Source organism: Cryobacterium sp. TS_SC_7 (assembly GCF_056156285.1).
In genome coordinates this window covers 1,410,468-1,427,190 of record NZ_CM149589.1, presented here as the reverse complement: position 1 = coordinate 1,427,190, position 16,723 = coordinate 1,410,468, and the positions used below count along the sequence as shown (strand labels likewise).

At 62.4% G+C, this 16,723-nt stretch carries 13 protein-coding genes; 6 read left to right on the top strand and 7 right to left on the bottom strand.

Annotated elements, in window-relative coordinates:
• Positions 1-32 precede the first annotated feature (32 nt).
• The 4 genes from AC0J5J_RS06565 to AC0J5J_RS06550 are packed head-to-tail and all read right to left on the bottom strand — an operon-like array spanning position 33 to position 7,279.
• Complete coding sequence (locus AC0J5J_RS06565) at positions 33-2,111, bottom strand: AIPR family protein (RefSeq protein ID WP_474900040.1); 2,079 nt, start codon at positions 2,109-2,111, stop codon at positions 33-35.
• A 21-nt stretch (positions 2,112-2,132) separates the two neighbouring features.
• The gene (locus tag AC0J5J_RS06560) at positions 2,133-3,086 is read right to left on the bottom strand and encodes a PD-(D/E)XK motif protein (RefSeq protein ID WP_474900039.1); all 954 of its coding nucleotides are present in this window, start codon (positions 3,084-3,086) and stop codon (positions 2,133-2,135) included.
• A 10-nt stretch (positions 3,087-3,096) separates the two neighbouring features.
• Positions 3,097-5,796 (bottom strand): Z1 domain-containing protein, encoded by a 2,700-nt coding sequence (locus AC0J5J_RS06555; protein WP_474900038.1) that lies wholly within the window; start codon positions 5,794-5,796, stop codon positions 3,097-3,099.
• Positions 5,789-7,279, bottom strand: coding sequence for an ATP-binding protein (locus tag AC0J5J_RS06550; RefSeq protein ID WP_474900037.1), 1,491 nt, complete (start codon positions 7,277-7,279; stop codon positions 5,789-5,791). The genes AC0J5J_RS06555 and AC0J5J_RS06550 overlap by 8 nt, the downstream gene beginning before the upstream one ends.
• 66 nt (positions 7,280-7,345) lie before the next feature.
• Here AC0J5J_RS06550 and AC0J5J_RS06545 point away from each other — a divergent pair, with 66 nt between their 5' ends.
• The 3 genes from AC0J5J_RS06545 (at position 7,346) to AC0J5J_RS06535 (ending at position 10,265) form a co-directional block, all read left to right on the top strand.
• Positions 7,346-7,921 carry a very short patch repair endonuclease gene (locus AC0J5J_RS06545; protein WP_474900036.1) on the top strand — a complete coding sequence of 192 codons (576 nt, stop codon included), beginning with the start codon at positions 7,346-7,348 and terminating at the stop codon, positions 7,919-7,921.
• Positions 7,918-8,949 (top strand): NADPH:quinone reductase, encoded by a 1,032-nt coding sequence (locus tag AC0J5J_RS06540; protein WP_474900035.1) that lies wholly within the window; start codon positions 7,918-7,920, stop codon positions 8,947-8,949. The genes AC0J5J_RS06545 and AC0J5J_RS06540 overlap by 4 nt, the downstream gene beginning before the upstream one ends.
• 242 nt (positions 8,950-9,191) lie before the next feature.
• On the top strand, positions 9,192-10,265 hold the full coding sequence (locus tag AC0J5J_RS06535; protein ID WP_474900034.1) for a hypothetical protein: 1,074 nt from the start codon (positions 9,192-9,194) through the stop codon (positions 10,263-10,265).
• A 46-nt stretch (positions 10,266-10,311) separates the two neighbouring features.
• Here AC0J5J_RS06535 and AC0J5J_RS06530 read toward each other — a convergent pair whose 3' ends face one another.
• The 3 genes from AC0J5J_RS06530 to AC0J5J_RS06520 all read right to left on the bottom strand — a co-directional run bounded on the left by AC0J5J_RS06530 (position 10,312) and on the right by AC0J5J_RS06520 (position 14,061).
• A complete protein-coding gene (locus AC0J5J_RS06530; protein ID WP_474900033.1) occupies positions 10,312-12,411 on the bottom strand; it encodes a nuclease-related domain-containing DEAD/DEAH box helicase in 2,100 nt (699 codons plus the stop codon).
• Positions 12,412-12,499: 88 nt separating this feature from the next.
• Positions 12,500-13,219, bottom strand: a complete 720-nt coding sequence (locus tag AC0J5J_RS06525) for an esterase/lipase family protein (protein WP_474900032.1) — start codon at positions 13,217-13,219, stop codon at positions 12,500-12,502.
• The gene (locus AC0J5J_RS06520) at positions 13,216-14,061 is read right to left on the bottom strand and encodes an alpha/beta fold hydrolase (protein WP_474900031.1); all 846 of its coding nucleotides are present in this window, start codon (positions 14,059-14,061) and stop codon (positions 13,216-13,218) included. The genes AC0J5J_RS06525 and AC0J5J_RS06520 overlap by 4 nt, the downstream gene beginning before the upstream one ends.
• A gap of 135 nt (positions 14,062-14,196) precedes the next feature.
• On the opposite strand from AC0J5J_RS06520, the gene AC0J5J_RS06515 reads away from it, so the two are divergent.
• From AC0J5J_RS06515 to AC0J5J_RS06505, 3 genes are all read left to right on the top strand, one after another.
• Positions 14,197-14,607, top strand: coding sequence for a DUF3253 domain-containing protein (locus AC0J5J_RS06515; RefSeq protein WP_474900030.1), 411 nt, complete (start codon positions 14,197-14,199; stop codon positions 14,605-14,607).
• A 377-nt stretch (positions 14,608-14,984) separates the two neighbouring features.
• Positions 14,985-15,467, top strand: coding sequence for a hypothetical protein (locus tag AC0J5J_RS06510; protein ID WP_474900029.1), 483 nt, complete (start codon positions 14,985-14,987; stop codon positions 15,465-15,467).
• Positions 15,468-15,747: 280 nt separating this feature from the next.
• Positions 15,748-16,644 (top strand): aggregation-promoting factor C-terminal-like domain-containing protein, encoded by an 897-nt coding sequence (locus tag AC0J5J_RS06505; RefSeq protein ID WP_174722402.1) that lies wholly within the window; start codon positions 15,748-15,750, stop codon positions 16,642-16,644.
• The last annotated feature ends 79 nt before the right edge of the window (positions 16,645-16,723 follow it).

Genomic DNA, 16,723 nt, shown 5'->3' with positions numbered 1-16,723 from the left:
TACGCGAAATGTATGGAAAGAAGCTGTTCTGACTAGCTGCCGGTAAACCCGAGTAATTCCATGCTGGCGCTCATCTGCATCAGCGTGCGCGCCTGCAGTTCTGTCGGAACTCGCCCGGCTTCCCCAGTAGCGAAGGAGAGGATGCTGATGTCTTTGGGTGACAGCGACTTCATTTGCCGGCCAAAGAATCGAAGGTTCACCCAATATTTGGGGCCGAGCTTCATCACCCTCACCTGAGCGTCTATGCCTGAGTCCATGCGCTGCTCTCTTTTCGCGTCGCGCACAACAGCCCGGCGCTCCTCAGGAATCAGGATGAATTCAGCGAGTGCATCGCTTAACGGGGTTCGGTCGGCCTTAACTGCGTCCCAGCATTTCTCGCGCTTCGCCCACTCAGTCACGTTGACTACCGGGCGGTCCTCGTCTGTGAGGACGTTGAAGACGCTCCTCGCGATCGGTTCGATCTCCCGTAGGAGGGATTCCGGCACGTTCTGCGAATCCCAGATGGCCGCAAAGTCGAGGTCCCCTCCTCGGCCCGATGTCTGGATCATTGACGAAAGCTTGGCGAGGGCGTAGGTCACGATGTTCGCTAGATACCCGCTCGAGTACCAGTCTGCCTTTTGCACCATCGCTCGAACTGAGTTGAAGAGAATGCCCTTCGCAACGAGTCCGCGATAGTACTCATCGCCAAAGGCTGCGCCGTCGGCACCCCACGCTTTTGAGATCTCGTCAGCGAAGGAAAGGAAGTTCTTCTGAGCTCCCGAGCTGACGATGTGCGGCCGCTGGCTCCATGTCGTGATGAACTTTGCCGCCTCGGTCTTTGTGACGACTTGGGCTTTGGGGTTCTCCGTTTCGAAGCGACGAGCTTCCGCAATTCTCAGCTTCGATTTCTCGTTGAGGTACTGACCACGGGTGCGCTCATAGAACCACTTAGTCTGGTAGTGAGTTCCTGCCCTGGCTGGAGCCAGCATCCGCCGAGATTTCTCTTCCATCCGCACGTGGAAGGGGTGGTTGGAGAAAAAGTCGGCTTCGCTTACGCGGTTCTGCGTGTTGGCGAAGCGGCTAATCTTTGGGACGATCTCGGCAGCGTCCGACTCCTGAACGACGATCAGCTTCATCTGCACGTGAACGTCGGTTAGATCAGCCGCAGGGTCGTCCTTTTTGACGTAGAAAAGGGATGCCGTTGTCTGTCCACCGTTGACGATCTGCAGATCCTTGACGTTGGTGAGCCACAGGGCCCCATTCTCGGACCTGGTTGACACGGCGGTTGCCGTGGCGGTGATTCCGTTGTTGTACGCCAGAAAGCGTTCGGGCTGCTGCATGACAGTCCCACGGATTCCCTTGTTCACGTTACCTCGCACGCTGAGGAAGGAGCGAACGTTTGCCTCAAGAACGCGCCCGCCATACTTTCGATAGACGCCGGCCAGCAAGCTTCCCGGCAGCACCGCGAGATACGTTTCGAGATCTGCTGATTCGAACTTGGCCTGCAAGCATTGCACGCCTAGTGGCGCCCATTCGGTCAGATCTATATCGATCTCCTCGCGGCCTAACTGCGATGCCTCAACGCGGTGGAATCGCTCGATGTCCCACAGATGGAACTCGACGCTGATGCCGCCTATCTCGACCGAATCAAAGCTGCGTGCTCGAGAACTGAGCTTCGCGTTTGTGATCAGGTAGAGCCGGATTTTGAAAGTCGTGGGCTTGCGATCACGGAGTTCGACAGCCACTTGGAAAGCCTGAGAACTTTCCTCGAGGTAGTTCGAGAACGAACCGTCTAATGAGGCTTCGACGAATGCTTCTAGAGTTCCGAATTTGCGTCTGGCCTCGCTGTCGGTGAGCGTCGCGATCTCGTCACCCGCGATGTAACCAGCGACAGCGAGAACCACATGGCCAGTTTCGTCTCCGAAGTCGACGCCATCGAGCTCAAGCTTCTTGTTGCGTGCTCCAGTCCCTTCAAAATGACAGGCGATGAGGCCATCGACTTCCTCCACTGCGGACATGCGCTTCGCGATCTCGTCGACGAAGGCATTCTGGGTGAACGTGCCATCCGAGGCAGCGGCGGCCCGAACCGTGTTCTGGAGGTCGGCGTAAAACACTTGGAGATCGTCTGACATCAGGAGCATGATCCGTTTCTTCTAGCGCGCTTCAAGTGATACGGGCTGGGCGCGAATTTCGAATTCATTGAGAGAGGCCAACTTGAGTTGGTAACGAACGGCATCTATGGCCAGCGGAACGTGCTTCCGGAGGAGTCGGGGGAAGCCGACAGCCACGTCAAACGCACGGAGCCCGCCAATCATGAAGAATTGGTCCGCGTAGACCTCATCGGCAGAATCGAATCCCAGTGCCGCGAATCTGTCTTCCAAGTCTTCGAGGGGCTTCGGCATCCCGGCTAGTCGGGTTCGGAACTTGTCAACCAAGCCCATAAGGGACACGCTAGCGCCTGTCGGAATCTCGATTTCTTCAACGGTAACAAGGCACAAGGCAAGGGGCGCCCCATCGATTGGGTCGAGCTGATCGACTGAGGAAATGTCGACAAACTTCGACCCGCCGTGAACGGACTTGACTTCGTAAAGGCGCCCGTCGGGAGTTCGGTAATCCTGCGGTGCACCATAAGGCCCGTGCCATGACATGAGGATCTCGGCAGGCGAGTAGCGATCGCTGAGGTGTTCCAGCCCAAACCAGAGCTCAGCAACAAGGCCGCGAACCTGCTCCTTGGAGAGGCGCCTTGCGTATCTATGACTTAGAAGCGTCTTCCACTGGTGCAGAGTTTCGAAAAACAATTTGAGGGCACGTTCGGCATCGTCCGTTTCGCCGGAGCGACGAGCCAATTCCATGCACATCCCCATGAAGGCGTCGGAATACTCGCGGTCCTGAAGGGTCAGAACCACAGCCCAAGTCTTGTCGGCTAGTCGCTCACGCCGTTCCACCGTCACGATGGTCGACATCTCCGGTATCTGCGGTTTATTAGCCGTGATCAAGAAGAAGACTGGCTTCGACGCCGCGTCCGCGCCGAAGTACAGGTGAAGGGGATGACCATCAAGGAGGCGCTGTCGTGGACCTCCGGCGTCGAGCAGCTTCCGCCACGTCATAGTGTTCGCGTTAGCCGACATTGTTGGTGTCCTCGGCATCGTCGACAACGTCTGCTGCCAGCCAGAGGCGCTGAGCCGCCTTGGTGAGAATGTAGGTGACGCCGGGCTCTGCGACGGCACGCCCGTCTGCGTCACGAATTCCTGGGATGGCAATCTTGATGGCGACGAGCGGGTCCTTGGGAAGAGCTGCACCGGTTGATGAGGTTCCTTCCACGAAATAAAGCAAGAGCGTCGGACGCTCCAGTTCGAAGACGTACTCGGAGTCAGGAACATTGGCATTCATCGGATTCGCGTCTTTGTAACGCATATCGATCTCGACGACCCTTGCCCGATCAAGGGAAGTCGCGACATCACCGCGCCCCGCGACCCTCTGCTTGTCGCCAACCAGCCATGAGTCGACCTCGGGCCCGGGCTTTATGGCTCGGCGTGGCCTGAGGATTTCAACACCGCCCGCGAGAAGCTTCGACCCGCTGCCACCGATAACGACGACGTCCCATGTCTGCAGATCGCTGGCAGCCGCAGATCTCACAAACCTGCCCAGGGCTCCCCTCTGAAACAGGCCAAGCGACTCATGTGCTTGAAACTCGTCGAGGAACGCCGCGACCCTCTTCTTGTCCACGGCTCGCCAGATGGGTCGGTTCTGCCGAGCGAGCATCGGCGCGCCATCACTAGCAGTTAGGGAATCCATCAGGACCTGTGAGGCGACATGGTTCGCCGCGATCACAACGGGGTCAGACGAGAGCTTGAAGGACTCAATTGATCTGCCTCGGAGCGAGATACTCTTTTCACCAATCTTTGCCGCGCGCATCTTGTTACGGGCAGTTATCATCAAAGCTCCGGGATGGTTCCTCACTGCAAGCCCGTACTCCTCTGGGGTCAGCTTCTGTGCCTGCATTCGCACGAGTTCGAGTCGGAGCTCGTCCAGTGAGTCGGCCGCATGTGTGTAAGCCGACGCCATATCGTCGTCTATCCAAAGACGACAGAGATCGCCGTAGCCTTCCCTGTACCCAAACCAGCGCCCCATCTGCATGAGAGTGTCCGATGCAGCCGTGTGGCGATAGAAGTAGCTGACCATGAGGCCTTCCAAAGTGAGCCCTCGACTCAGGAGATCTCCGCCCACTGCGATGAGGCGCGGTGGCGAATCAAGGCTCAACTCGTCCTGTTCCAGTTTCTTGTCCGTCTTGGAGTTGACGAGGCGAGCCTGGATTTCCTTGACCGCTGACGGCAGTTGATCAAGAACTTCCGACCAGGTGTAACCGGAATTCTCGAATTCCCGACCAAAGGTGTCTTCAAGAGCGCGAAGCGTCTCATTTTCAACGCCTTGGCTGTACATTCTGGAGTGATGCAAGATGGCGTTCCTATGAGTTGCCAGTACTTCGGAAACAAGATCGAAAACTTTGCTCTGTACCAGATTGAACCTCGATACATTGATGAGCATCGCGCGCGGTTCACTTGTGTGCTGACGGAGATCTCTGATTGCGTTGGCGAGAAGAAAAGTTCTGACTGCCTCTGGGAGCGAATCAGGTAGACCTGTCACAGCATGCGTGCTCTTGTGCTTCACCGGGAAGAACCGCTCTGCGTCATCCAGAACATGCAGAGAGCTGGCGGCACTGTCGCGACCGAAAATGGTCTGTGGGCCCACATAGTTTGACGGCGCATCGAGACCGTATATGAAATCACGGGGGAAGAGGTCAGTGTCTTTCTCGTCATCGATGAAGATATTCGCAAACGGGGTGGCGGTGAAACCCACGTAGGAGCTTCTTGAAAACTTGCCCAGGATTTTTTGGATGGCAGCATTTATCGCTGTTGGATCTTCGTCCTCATTCGCGGTATTCACGGAGGCATAGTCTGCTTCATCGTCGATCAGGAGCAGCGGCGCGGACACCTGCCCATTGGCTTGAGCCTGTTTTCCAAGCCACTTTGCCACCTCGTCCAAAACGGTCTTGTTCTTCTTCGTGACGAACACGACGATCATTTCGGGGCCGGGATTGATATTGATCGCCTGATGACTGTTTTTCCGGAAATCGGTCGTCATAGTCGTCATGCTCACCGTGGCGTGATTGTCGGCCAGAAGCGCTCCGATGCCCACGACCTTGGGCTGGTGCGCCTGAGCTGGCCCGACCCGGTGCATAAAAAGCGAGTCGCGACCGATCACGCCCTGATCAACCCGGGACTGGGTCTGTTGGCGGAGGGACTCCGTATTGCCGGTGAGGAGAATGAAATAGCGATAACCAGCATCGGCAGCCTTATCCATCAAACCGATGTAGGTACCCGTCTTGCCCGACTGCACATCGCCAATTACGAGCCCTCGACGCGCCCAAGCACCCTTCTCGGCGGGGTTGCCCAAGTGATCCAGAATTATGTCCAGCGATTGATCGAGCTTGTCAATGACCAGTGCTGGCCTTCCTTGGTTGGTCATTAATTGCGAATAGGCATTCCAGAGCCGCCAGTCGACACTACTCCGACGCTCCTTCAGCCAAGACTTGTGATCTGCAGCATCGACGTAGCCTCCGATTTCCATGATGATGTCATTGCGTTTTGATATTTCATCGAAGATCGCGTCGAAGTGAAGGGCCTCGAGATTCGGTCCCAGGAATTTCAATCCGGCAAGAATGGTCTTCAGAATCGCCTCCGTAGGGACGATTTTGGGGATTGCCGCGTTGAAGACTTTCTTCACCGTGTCGTATTGACCCTGTTGTGCTTCATTCATAGCTAAGTGATTCCTTCGTGATTGTAGAGAGGGAGGCCACGATGCTTTCCTTCTCTGACTTGAGTCGATCGAAGGGTTCCACAGACAGCATCCGCGACACGAAAGACTCGACCGTTTCGAGGGCAGGCTGTGTGCTCGTCCAGATTTCGAGTAAGACGACTCGCAGGTCGCCAATGCCCGACTCGGTTTGAGTCGAAACGCGATCGCTCGACATCCGGTTAAAAAGGTCCTGAACAGGAAATGTGCTCTCAAGTGTTCGGATTATGGTCTCGAGGCCCGAGAGCCCCTCTGTAGTCAGTGAGCCCGTGAGCGCCTCAACAACCGGATGGCTCCTGTTGATCGAATACCGGAATGTGTCGCGGTCTTCCACGAGCTCCCAGGGGCGGATCACGGAATCGTCTGCCCGGTTCTTTCTACCTCGCCAGTTCTGCGTCCTGTGGCTCGGCTCGATCATGGTTTCCGCGAGTATCTTGAGTCGAGCGCGCACGGCTGCGGGCGGAACGGCAGAGGACTTCTTGATATCCAGACTCCAAAGGTGGTCCAGTGCATTCGGGATATCGACCTTGACCCGTGCCAACTTCCCACCTTCTCTTTTCGGCATGAGGCGGAACCATGTTCCCCAGATCACAAGCCGACCGCCGCGGTAGATATAGAAGCCCTGCGATTCCCGAAGCCCCCCTGCTACTTGCGCTCTACGTCGATCACCTGCGGTCATGTTGTTAAGGAACGGGAGAGTGAATGACTGGACCGTGATTTCCTGTCCAAGAAGATCGATGCTCTCCTTGGGAGCAATCTGGATTCCCTTTGCCCTAGTTAGGAACGGATCGGCTCCTACAACGGCAACGCGATTGATGTGCAGGGTGACTTTCGGGAAACCATCGCCAGAGAGAAAACGATGGAAGACCAGCGACAAGTGCTCCCGGGCATCCGCCATATGGCCGTCAAGAAGGGCCGATGGATTCTGGCCTTCCTCCAAGAGACGGTCGAGATTCTGCCAGACCACCAATGTTCCAGATTTTAACTTCAGCAGATCTGCAAAGTGAGGCACGTCGCCGAACTCGCTCTCACCCAGAACAATGAGGCTCCACCGCTGTGTAGCGGCGATGTGATCCAAGTCCCAGACGAGTCCCGTGATGGCGTCACCTTGCTTGCTGATGATCGTCAATCGCCGGCACTGTGAGAGCGATGCCGTCTTCAGCCCGAGCCCAAACCGCCCCAAGTCCCCTTCGTCGCGCTGTGTGACAGAACTCATGCCCGCCAGTTGCATTGCGCGTCTGGCCGACTGGGCATCCATGCCCTTGCCGTCGTCCAGGAATGCCAGGTAGGGGCGATCAGTCTCCGCCGAGAAGAAGATGTCGATATTGTGCGCGGTAGCCGCAATCGAGTTGTCGATGATGTCCGCAAGAGCGGTTCGCAGTGAGTAGCCAACGGCCCTCATCGATTCCATGAGTTGAGCGCCGGGCGCCCAGATCTCGTCCTCCAAAGCACGCCCCCCGACCGTGTGACTCGGTTCCATACCGCGTCGTTGATTCGATCCTAGCGTTCAGAAATGCTGGTCCGCGCAAAGGTTTTGCCCTCCCCGCTGGAGGTCAATCAGCGGGAGAAGTATCGACATCTGTTGTGGGCTGATCATCGGGAGCAGCCCCTCAACCGAGGTGCGTATTCTGGACGCATGATCGACGTGCTGACTCCGGAGCAAAGACGGCTGAACATGTCGAGAATCCGTTCAAAAGACACCAAGCCCGAGATGGCAGTCCGACGGCTCCTTCACGCTCGCGGCTACAGATACAGGCTCCACGTTCGAAATCTCCCGGGCTCCCCGGACCTCGTCTTTCCTGGACGGCGACGGGTCATCTTCGTGAATGGGTGTTTTTGGCACATGCATTCGTGTCGATTTGGCATGGTCGTTCCTGCAACCAACCCAGATTTTTGGGCCGAGAAGCGGCGTGCCACAGTGGCGCGTGATAGCCGAATGATGGGTGAGTTGAACTCGCTCGGGTGGGAAGTCCTGACCGTCTGGGAGTGCGAAGTCAGGGACATGAACGATCTCGAGCGGCACCTCATGAGCTTCCTCGAAGCAGGCCAAGGAAACATTCCACCCGCACCCGCGTTGCCCCTGATATGAAGTCAATTGTGTACAGCCAGACCGGTGACCCGACCGTGCTCCAGCTCGTCGATCGGCCGGTGACCGAACCCGGAGCTGGCGAGGTGCGGGTGCGGATCGTGGTCAGCGGCGTGAACCCCACCGACTGGAAGTCGCGCCGCGGCTCGGCACCGGGCCAGGTGCTCGCGTTTGACGACGTCGTGCCCGGACAGGACGGCGCCGGCATCGTGGAAGCGGTCGGCGCCGATGTGCAGCACGTCAGCGTGGGTGACCGGGTGTGGCTGGCGCTCGCCGCGTACCAGCGCGCGAACAGCGGCTCGGCTCAGGAGCATGCGGTGCTTCCCGCGGAGCGGGTCTTCCTGCTGCCGGCGAATGCGAGCTTCGACCAGGGTGCGAGCCTCGGAGTGCCGGCGATCACGGCGTACCGGGCGCTGACGGTGGCCGAAGACGGACCGCGGCGGCTGCACCCGGGCGCCCTGGCCGGCAAGGTCGTGCTTGTGGCCGGGGGAGCGGGTGCGGTCGGGCACGCGGCGATCCAGCTGGCCCGGTGGGCGGGAGCATCCGTCGTCACGACTGTGAGCTCGCCGGCGAAGGCGGCGCTGGCCACGGCGGCCGGCGCGCAGCACGTGCTCACCTACACCGCCCCGGACGTCGTCGAGCAGATCCGGGCGATCACACCGGAGGGGGTGGACCTGATCGTGGAGGTCGCACCGGCCCAGAATGCGCGGCTCGACCTGGCCGTCATGCGCAATCGGGGGTCGATCGCGGTCTACGCCAACAACGGCGGCGACCAGGTGACGCTCGACGTGCGGCAGCACTTCAGCCTCAACGTGCGCTACCAGTTCGTGCTGCTCTACACGGTGGGCGCCGACGTGATTCGGGCGGCGGCCGAGGACATCAACGCGGCCCTCGTCGATGGCGCGCTGGGCGTGGGGGAGGAAGCGGGGCTGCCCCTGCACCGCACCAACCTCGCGCACACGGCGGATGCCCACGCTCTGGTCGAGAGCGGGGTTGTGGGGAAGGTGCTGATCGACGTTTCGGTGGAGTGAGCATCGGATTTGTCCCGCTTTGTCTGCGTTCGCGTGGCGGTTTAGGGCCTGCGTCGCAGCAGTCCATGGTTGATCAAGCCCCAATCACCCACGGCGCGATTCAGGTGTCTCGCAACCGGTGCAATGCCCAATAGGTTAGGGCTATGCCTACGCCCTCGGGAACTGAAAACCTCTCCGCAAGTACCGCGGTTGCCGTTGCCGTGAGAATCACGCATGGATCCAAAAGGTTCAGCTTCACTGAGATGGATGACCGTATTCAACGGGATTACCTCGATCAGAGTGATTCGCCGAGCGTGGTCCGGGTTGTTCCCCTCCTCAGAGTTTTCACGGAGGAGGGGTCGAGGCGCATTGCGGTTGGGAATGTTCGAATCGTCGTGAGCGGAGCCCGCCACGTCGCCCTCGAAGTATTCCTGGATGGTACGTGGACGGAAGGAAACGTGAAGGATTGCTTCGTGCCGCTGAATCTGGATGTTCCGGGGGAAGCCGAAGACCTCCTTCGTGCGACAAACGTACTCGAACAGATACTCGTCGATTCGATTGATCCGCAACCGGGCCTCACGGATACGACCAATGAGTTTCATGCCGCATACATCGCCAAGGGTATTGCCGAGTGCTCGCGCAATGCGATCGCGCACGTCAGAGAGGTTCGTTACGGCCTGGAACGACAACTCGCGGAAGCAAGCGCGAAGTCGAATATCCAAGGGTCGCAGGCATCCATCGTCTCAGCCCTGTTGCAGCTGGGGATCATTCTTGGGCGGGGCGCGGACAATGCTCGAGAGGTAATCAGGGAGGGTCTGTGGGTCTTCCTTACGGACTCGTCTGCTTATCACTCGTACCGTGTCGTACAAGACCCACGCATCATCAACGGCGCCCCGCCGGCAACGGAGCTGACGAGACCATGGATGAGACTCCACGACGCGGCGATTCGTCAATGCACCGAGTTGCGCGGACAACTCGACGCTGAGTCCGCGAGTGTGCATGCGCTGCTCTCTGCTGCCGCGTCCGTGTCGAGTTCGCGGGAAGCCGACGCGCAGAGCAATTTCAATACTTTGGCTGCGGTTGCCTCTCTTGGCCTGGGTATTCCGGCGCTGGTGCTGGCACTGTACGGAGCCGATAGATTGCTGCCGTTGGATACGCTGCAGAGGCAGTTTGCCTTCCTGCCCGTGGCTGCAGGCCTTGTATTCGCTACGGTCCTGGCAATGAGGAGATCTCCAACCGGAAAGCACCGTCGGGTGTGGCTTGCGGGCGCGATGACCGCCTTGCTCTCGCTGCTCGGGTTGCTCATCGTCGCTGGGCTGATCGCACCCGGTTCGTAGTCATACGCTTTCCGCGGCTGCTGGTGCAGCTGGGGATTGCGTAGGTTTACGCAGATGATCCCTGCGCGACGATGCAGCCGACCCACACCCCGTCGCGAGCTCGGGTGATACCCACGAACAGTTCGCGACGGTCGCGCTCGTCACGTTCGATCTGGGAGTCGGTCCACCCCGCTCCGGTGACGCCCGGGGACATCAGGTGTTCGGTGATCCAGGGCAGCAACACCTGCTTGAACTCCAGCCCCTTGGCACGTTTGATCGTGCCGACCTTCACGGCCTCCGTTGGGCAACCGTCGTAGTCGGTGAGCTCGACCACGGGAATCCCCGCTGTGCGAAGCAGCATCACCGCGTCACGCACCTGCCAGGTGGTGGAGCAGAGCACGCCCACGTCACCCCAGCCCACACTCACGCTCTGCGTGGCCCGGCGGATGTGCTGCACGAGTTTGCCGTCGTGCTCTGTTCGGGTGCGCGCCCGGGCGAAGAGGGGACGTTCTCCGTGTCGCGGCGAGGTGATCGCGGCGGTGCTGGCTGCGGTGCCTTCGATGTCGACATAGCTGTCGCCGTCGACGACGCGGGCCGCCAGGGCGAGGATCTCGGCTGTGTTGCGGTAGTTCACGTCCATGATCACACCCCGGCCGGCAACGGAGAGGCCGGCCTCGGCGAGGGTGTAACCGCCGGGGTAGATGGTCTGCTGGCCGTCGCCGATCAGGGTGAAGGCATCCGCGCCGTCACCGGGCACCACAGAGGCGAGCATGCGGATCATTGCGCACGACAGATCCTGCGCCTCGTCGACGATTATGGCGGTGTAGCCGACCATCGGTTTGGCGCGCAGGGACGCTTCGGCGAGCAGGATCAGGTCGGCGAAGTCGTGCACCTCTCGAGTGCGCAGACGCGATTCGTAGCGCTGGTAGAGCGCCCAGACCGAGCGGCGCTGGTCGAGGGTGAGGCGGCGGCGCCGGCCGATGCGGGCACAGTCGGCGTACTCGTCGAAGGTGGTGAGACCGCGGCCCTTGATCACGTGGTCGAGTTCCTCCCGCCAGTAACGGGAGTTCGTATCGATTTTTGTCAGCGGGTCGCAGGTCTGCTTCCAGGCCTCGTCGAATGACTGATCGGCCAGCTTGCTGTTGACACGCACGTCGATGCCGCGCTCGTCGAGCACTTTGCGGGCGAATTGGTGCACGCCGCTGAACTCCACGCGACCTGCGACATCCGGTGCCATGCGGCCGAGCAGGTTGCTCAGCACATCGGGCAGCGTGCGCACGAATGTGGTCACGAGCACGCGGGCGTTCGCCTGCGACCGTGCCAGGTACGCGGCACGGTGCAGCCCCACGACGGTCTTGCCGGTGCCTGCAGCCCCACGGATGCGAGAGGGCCCGTTGAAACTGCGGCGCACCAACTTGACCTGGTCGGGATGCAGGAACGTCATCCACTCCTCGATCGGAGGGGCGAGGAGTCCCTCGAGGATCGCAGCCTCGATGTCGCTCTCGCTCGGGAGATGGTCCAGATCAAGAGCTGGTTCCGGGCCGATGATCGGTTCGGGCAGGGTCACGTCGACTGGGGCCGGCGCGCCGATCAGGGGGAAGTGCTTGATCGCGGCGGCCAACACCTGCTCGACGGCAGACGCGGTGAGGCGCTGCCCGCGGCGGGCGATGTGGCGCACGATGTCCCCTTCGCCGACAATCTCGACCCCGCCGACCGACGCGTTGACACCCTTGTGCCCGGCGAAGACGACCACGGGTCGCACCTCACCCGGGGCGAGGCCGATCTCGGCCAGAGCCGCCTCCGTCTTCCAAGCGAGGTCGGCCAGACCATCGAACTCGTCGGTGACATCGGCTTGCCCGCGGAACACCCGGCCCGCCGCGATGATCGGGTCCTTCCAGGCCTTGGTGTCCACGATGAACAGGCCGCCCGGCCCGACGACGACCATGTCGACCTGAGCACGACGGCTGCCGGGCCACTGACGATCGGGCAGGAAGTGGTAGCCGGCCGCGGCGAGAGGGGCGAGAACGTGGGCGATGCGTTTTTCGCTGTCGGCGGCGGCGAAGTAGTTGGCGGCCTTGGCCCGTGAGGATTCAGCGGCGAGCGCGTGAGCTTCTGAGAGCGCCAGTTGACGCGTCGCTTCGCTCCATGCCGATCCCCCTGCCGACATTCGTTCCCCCGAGCCTCGATATCGCTGAGCTTATCGGCACGGACGGGGTCGGGGCCTCCAGGCCGGCACGACGAGCCACGCGACAGGGTCAGACGGCCGGCGCCGCGGCATCCGTCACAGCGTCGAGCACGGCCCGCACCGTCGCCGGATCACCGAGGATGCGGAAGTGCCCGCCGACCCGCAGCCGGATGTTGCGGGCGCCGACGAGTTCGCTGCCCTCGGGAATGTGCGGGTCGAACACCCCGTAGATCGACGTGATGCGGCCGTTGACCCGGCGGTCCAGACCCAGGTCGTGCAGGGCCGCGTTGGCGGGAGCGAAGGCACGGATGGCTGGCACCACCCAGTAGCGCGCGTAACGGGAACCGCCGAAGGGAGCACTGATCGCGGTCATCGCGCTCACCCGATGCTCGGGGTCGGCGGTCGTCATCAGCTGCTTGCCGATCAGGCCGCCCTTGCTGTGCGCCACGATGATGACGCCGGTCAGGTTCTCGCGCTCGAGGTAGTCGGCGACGGTGGCGGCGGCATCCGTCAGTGAACGCCGGTTGCGGCCCAGCTTCGCCACCACGTGCACCGGATGCCCGTGGTCATGCAGAGTCTGGATCAGCGGCCGCATGAACTGCCAGGATTCGTACACCCCGGGGATGATCACGATCGGGGCCCCGGCGCCCGAGCGGAAATCCGCCGGCCGGGCGCGGGACAGGAAGGCGCGCGTCTGCCCGATCCCCGCGTAGACGTAGTCGAGCAGCCACCACCGGCCCTCGCGCAGATGCCGGGTCAGCAGGCGCGGGCTCAGCAGGCGGCGGATCATCGTTCCGGCAGCGCGATTTGTTCCGGGCGCGCGATCGACGGATGCCGCCGAGCGTGCCCCTCGATCTGGGCGGCAGTCTGCTCGGCGGCGCTGTGGTGCACCAGATGGCGATGCCCCGCCACCTCGAGGAGGTGCCCGTCGGGCGCGGCGGCGGCGAGGCGCGCGCACCAGTCGCTGCCCGACACAGGGTCGTCGACGCCGCGGATCACGAGGGTGGGGGAGCGCACCTCGCGGAGGGCCAGGTCGGTGCGGTAGTCGAGCATGAGCGCGAGCTCGGTGGAGAACCAGCGCGGGCCGCACTCGAGGTAGTCCTGGAAGACGATCAGGTTGCCCGACGGGGACTCCTTCACCACATCACGGGTCAGACCCATCGCCTGCTGCACGGCCGTGGCGCGGCGGGGATCGGTGACGGGGCCGATCAGAACCAGGTGGGAGACGGCATCCGGTCGCTGCCGGGCCAGCTCCGTGACGAACTGGGCACCCATCGAATGGCCGATCACGACCACGCGGGGCACCTCGAGGTGATCCAGAAGCCGGCCGATCAGGGTGCCGTACTCTTCGACCGCGAGCGGCCGTTCGGGCCGACGGGTGCCGCCGAATCCGGGCAGGTCGAGCGACAGGGTGTGCCCGGTCACGGCCAGGCCCTGCTGCATCCGGCGGAAATACCGGTACGACGCCCCGATGCCGTGCACCATCAGATACGTCGGCAGCTCCGGCGCACGCGAGGTGCTGGAGAGGGAGTGCACGGTGAACTGATGCCCGTCCAGTTCGACGTGGCGAACCCGGGTGTTGTCGGCGGTCACACGCCGTCGTTCGGCACTCGCACGGTCGGTGGTCGTCACGTGGTTTCCTTCGGGTTCAGGTGCGGGAATCCTAGCAAATCGCAGATTCGGGCGGCCGGGGTGGTGGCGGGAGCTGGGGCATCCGTCACTGATAAGACGGATGCGGAACGGATTCGTCACGCCATGATTGAAGGCATGGCCCATCGTCAACGCACACCCGCTGAATCCGACCCGTCTCGCGACCGGGCGGACAAGACCTGCGCCTCGTGCGGGCGGCGCATCGAGTGGCGCGCGAAGTGGGCGAACAACTGGGATTCGGTGAAGTACTGCTCCACCGCGTGCCGGGCACACGGAGTCACCGCGACCGACCTCCGGCTCGAAGCGAGCATCGCCGCACTGCTCAGTGCGCGCGCGACGGATGCCACGATCTGCCCGTCCGAAGCGGCAAAAGCGGTCGGCGGCGAGGCGTGGAGCGACCTGATGGAGCCGGCCCGCCGCGCCGCACGCCGCATGGTCGCCCGCGGCGAACTGCAGATCACCCAGGGCGGGACCGTGGTCGATCCGTCGACCGCGAAGGGCCCGATCCGGTTGCGGCGGGTGCGGTAGCCGGTCCGGTGACCCGAGCGACGTGAGCATAACTCCTGCAAATTCTGCCGGACGAGTTACTCACCCGCGCAATCACGCGGCACGGGCGCAGAGACTCACCCAATTTGCAGGAGTTATGCGAGAAGGGCGGGCTTTATCGGCGCCAACTGACCTGGTCGCCGCCGCTATGGGTGAGCTCCCTCGTGGCTCGTCAATGCCCTCGTCGCGGACTGCCCTCGTAGCGGACTTCCCTCGTCACGGACTTTCCCCGGTTGCTGGTGCCGCTGGGGATCGCGTAGGGCGAGCGCCGCCCGACCTGCGGCATTGACGACTCGGCGACCCGCGCACACACTGTCAGGGCAAACACTCGCGCACCAGAATCTCGGGGAGATGGCGAAGTGGAACGAGTTGTTGTGGCCCTGGCGGTGTACGCGGCCCTTGCCGGTTTGGCCCTGTGGCGCCCCAACGTGGGGCGCATCGCGATCGGAATCTTCTTTGCGCTCATGGCTCTGGTCGTGAACGGGCTGGTGCTCACCGTGGCCCCCGGGCTGTTCGTGGCGATGGCCGAGGAGGTGCCGTTCCTCTGGTACCGCGAGCTCATGCTCGCGGTGGTGTCGCCCCTGCCGCAGGCGTTCGGCGTCTTCATGGTCGTGTTCGAACTGACCATCGCCGCGCTCATCCTCAGCCGGGGAACAGCCCGGCTGACCGGCCTGCTCGTTGGTGCCGCCTTTCTGGTGGGAATCACCCCGCTGGGTCTGTACACCGTGACGAACCTGCTGCTGGCGGCGACGCTGGTCTACCTGTTCTGGATCGACCCGGCGAATCCCTGGCGCCAGGCGCCGACTCCGCTGGCCACCGGGTCCGCCAGGCGCGATCCCTGACACCGGTCCGAGCACTGGGTGGGCCGCCGATCGGTCGGGTGAGCACCGACCTGATATTCCTGGCCACCGAGCACGGGTCCACACCGATGAAGACCTGTCGAAAGCGGTGTCAATCCCCTGCTGCCCATGACTCTCTCAGGTAAAAATGAGGGTTTGTCCAGAAACGTGGGGCATGGTTGTCGTTTCGTCTGCGCCGCCCTCCGAGAGCGCAGATCCGATGCTCAGTGAGCCGGTGCGCTCACGCGCGCGGGCTTGCGTAACACGGAAGTCACCGTCTTATATGCCCGAGTCACCCGAAGAACTCCGCGTCCGCTTCGCTGCCCAGAACAAGCGAAGCAACGGCACACCCAGCAGGAACAGCACCACCAGCAAGCACGGCACCAGCACGATCAAGGGCCCGCGCCGCATCGCGCTCATCGCCGGCAGCGTGCTGGCCGTCTCCGGCCTCGCGGTCGGCGCCGGCTTCGCGGGCCAGGCTGCAGCGGCCACCCAGGCCCGCGTCTCGGCCACGGCCGAGCTCGCCGACAGCACCGGTCTGCACCGGGAACAGCTCGGCGCCTACAGCGCGGTCGCCAAGGCGCACGCCGACAACTCGGCGTCCGTCACACTGGACGAGGCCAACCAGGTTCTCGCCGCCAGCCAGAACAAAGTGGATGCCTCCGGCCTGACCAAGGCGGCCAGCTCGCTGGCCGGCTACGAGGTTCTGCCCCTCGACGAGATCGCCGCGCTGACGGCGCAGACCAAGGCCGAGACCGCCGCGGTCAGCGCCGCCGCCGCCGAAGCCGACCGGGTGGCCGCCGAGGCCGCCGCAGCGGCATCCGCTGCCGCCGAAGCCGCCCGTGCCCAGACCCTGGCCGCCGGCAACACGCCCGCCGGCGCGCGCGCCACGGCTCAGGCCATGGCTTCCTCCCAGTACGGCTGGGGTGCCGACCAGTTCTCCTGCCTGAACCAGCTGTGGCAGAAGGAATCCGAGTGGAAGTTCGACGCGGTCAATTCCAACGGCGGCGCCACCGGCATCCCGCAGGCGTTGCCCGGCAACAAGATGGCCACGGCCGGCAGCGACTGGGCGACCAACGCCACCACGCAGATCGCCTGGGGCCTGGGCTACATCAAGGCCTCGTCCTACGGCACTCCCTGCGCCGCCTGGTCGCACTCACAGGCCAACAACTGGTACTGATTCCCTGAGCGGGGATCCCGCCCGGTGACACGACAACTTTGAGGGGTGCGACGCCCAGTCGCACCCCTCAAAGTCGTCG

Excerpts from the sequence above, each read along its gene's own strand:
- AC0J5J_RS06515 (WP_474900030.1), top strand. The coding sequence starts at position 14,197 with ATGGCCCATCGTCAACGCACACCCGCTGAATCCGACCCGTCTCGCGAC.
- AC0J5J_RS06530 (WP_474900033.1), bottom strand. The coding sequence starts at position 12,411 with ATGTCGGCAGGGGGATCGGCATGGAGCGAAGCGACGCGTCAACTGGCG.
- AC0J5J_RS06540 (WP_474900035.1), top strand. The coding sequence starts at position 7,918 with ATGAAGTCAATTGTGTACAGCCAGACCGGTGACCCGACCGTGCTCCAG.
- AC0J5J_RS06565 (WP_474900040.1), bottom strand. The coding sequence starts at position 2,111 with ATGTCAGACGATCTCCAAGTGTTTTACGCCGACCTCCAGAACACGGTT.
- AC0J5J_RS06555 (WP_474900038.1), bottom strand. The coding sequence starts at position 5,796 with ATGAATGAAGCACAACAGGGTCAATACGACACGGTGAAGAAAGTCTTC.
- AC0J5J_RS06535 (WP_474900034.1), top strand. The coding sequence starts at position 9,192 with ATGGATGACCGTATTCAACGGGATTACCTCGATCAGAGTGATTCGCCG.
- AC0J5J_RS06560 (WP_474900039.1), bottom strand. The coding sequence starts at position 3,086 with ATGACGTGGCGGAAGCTGCTCGACGCCGGAGGTCCACGACAGCGCCTC.
- AC0J5J_RS06525 (WP_474900032.1), bottom strand. The coding sequence starts at position 13,219 with ATGATCCGCCGCCTGCTGAGCCCGCGCCTGCTGACCCGGCATCTGCGC.
- AC0J5J_RS06505 (WP_174722402.1), top strand. The coding sequence starts at position 15,748 with ATGCCCGAGTCACCCGAAGAACTCCGCGTCCGCTTCGCTGCCCAGAAC.
- AC0J5J_RS06545 (WP_474900036.1), top strand. The coding sequence starts at position 7,346 with ATGCTGGTCCGCGCAAAGGTTTTGCCCTCCCCGCTGGAGGTCAATCAG.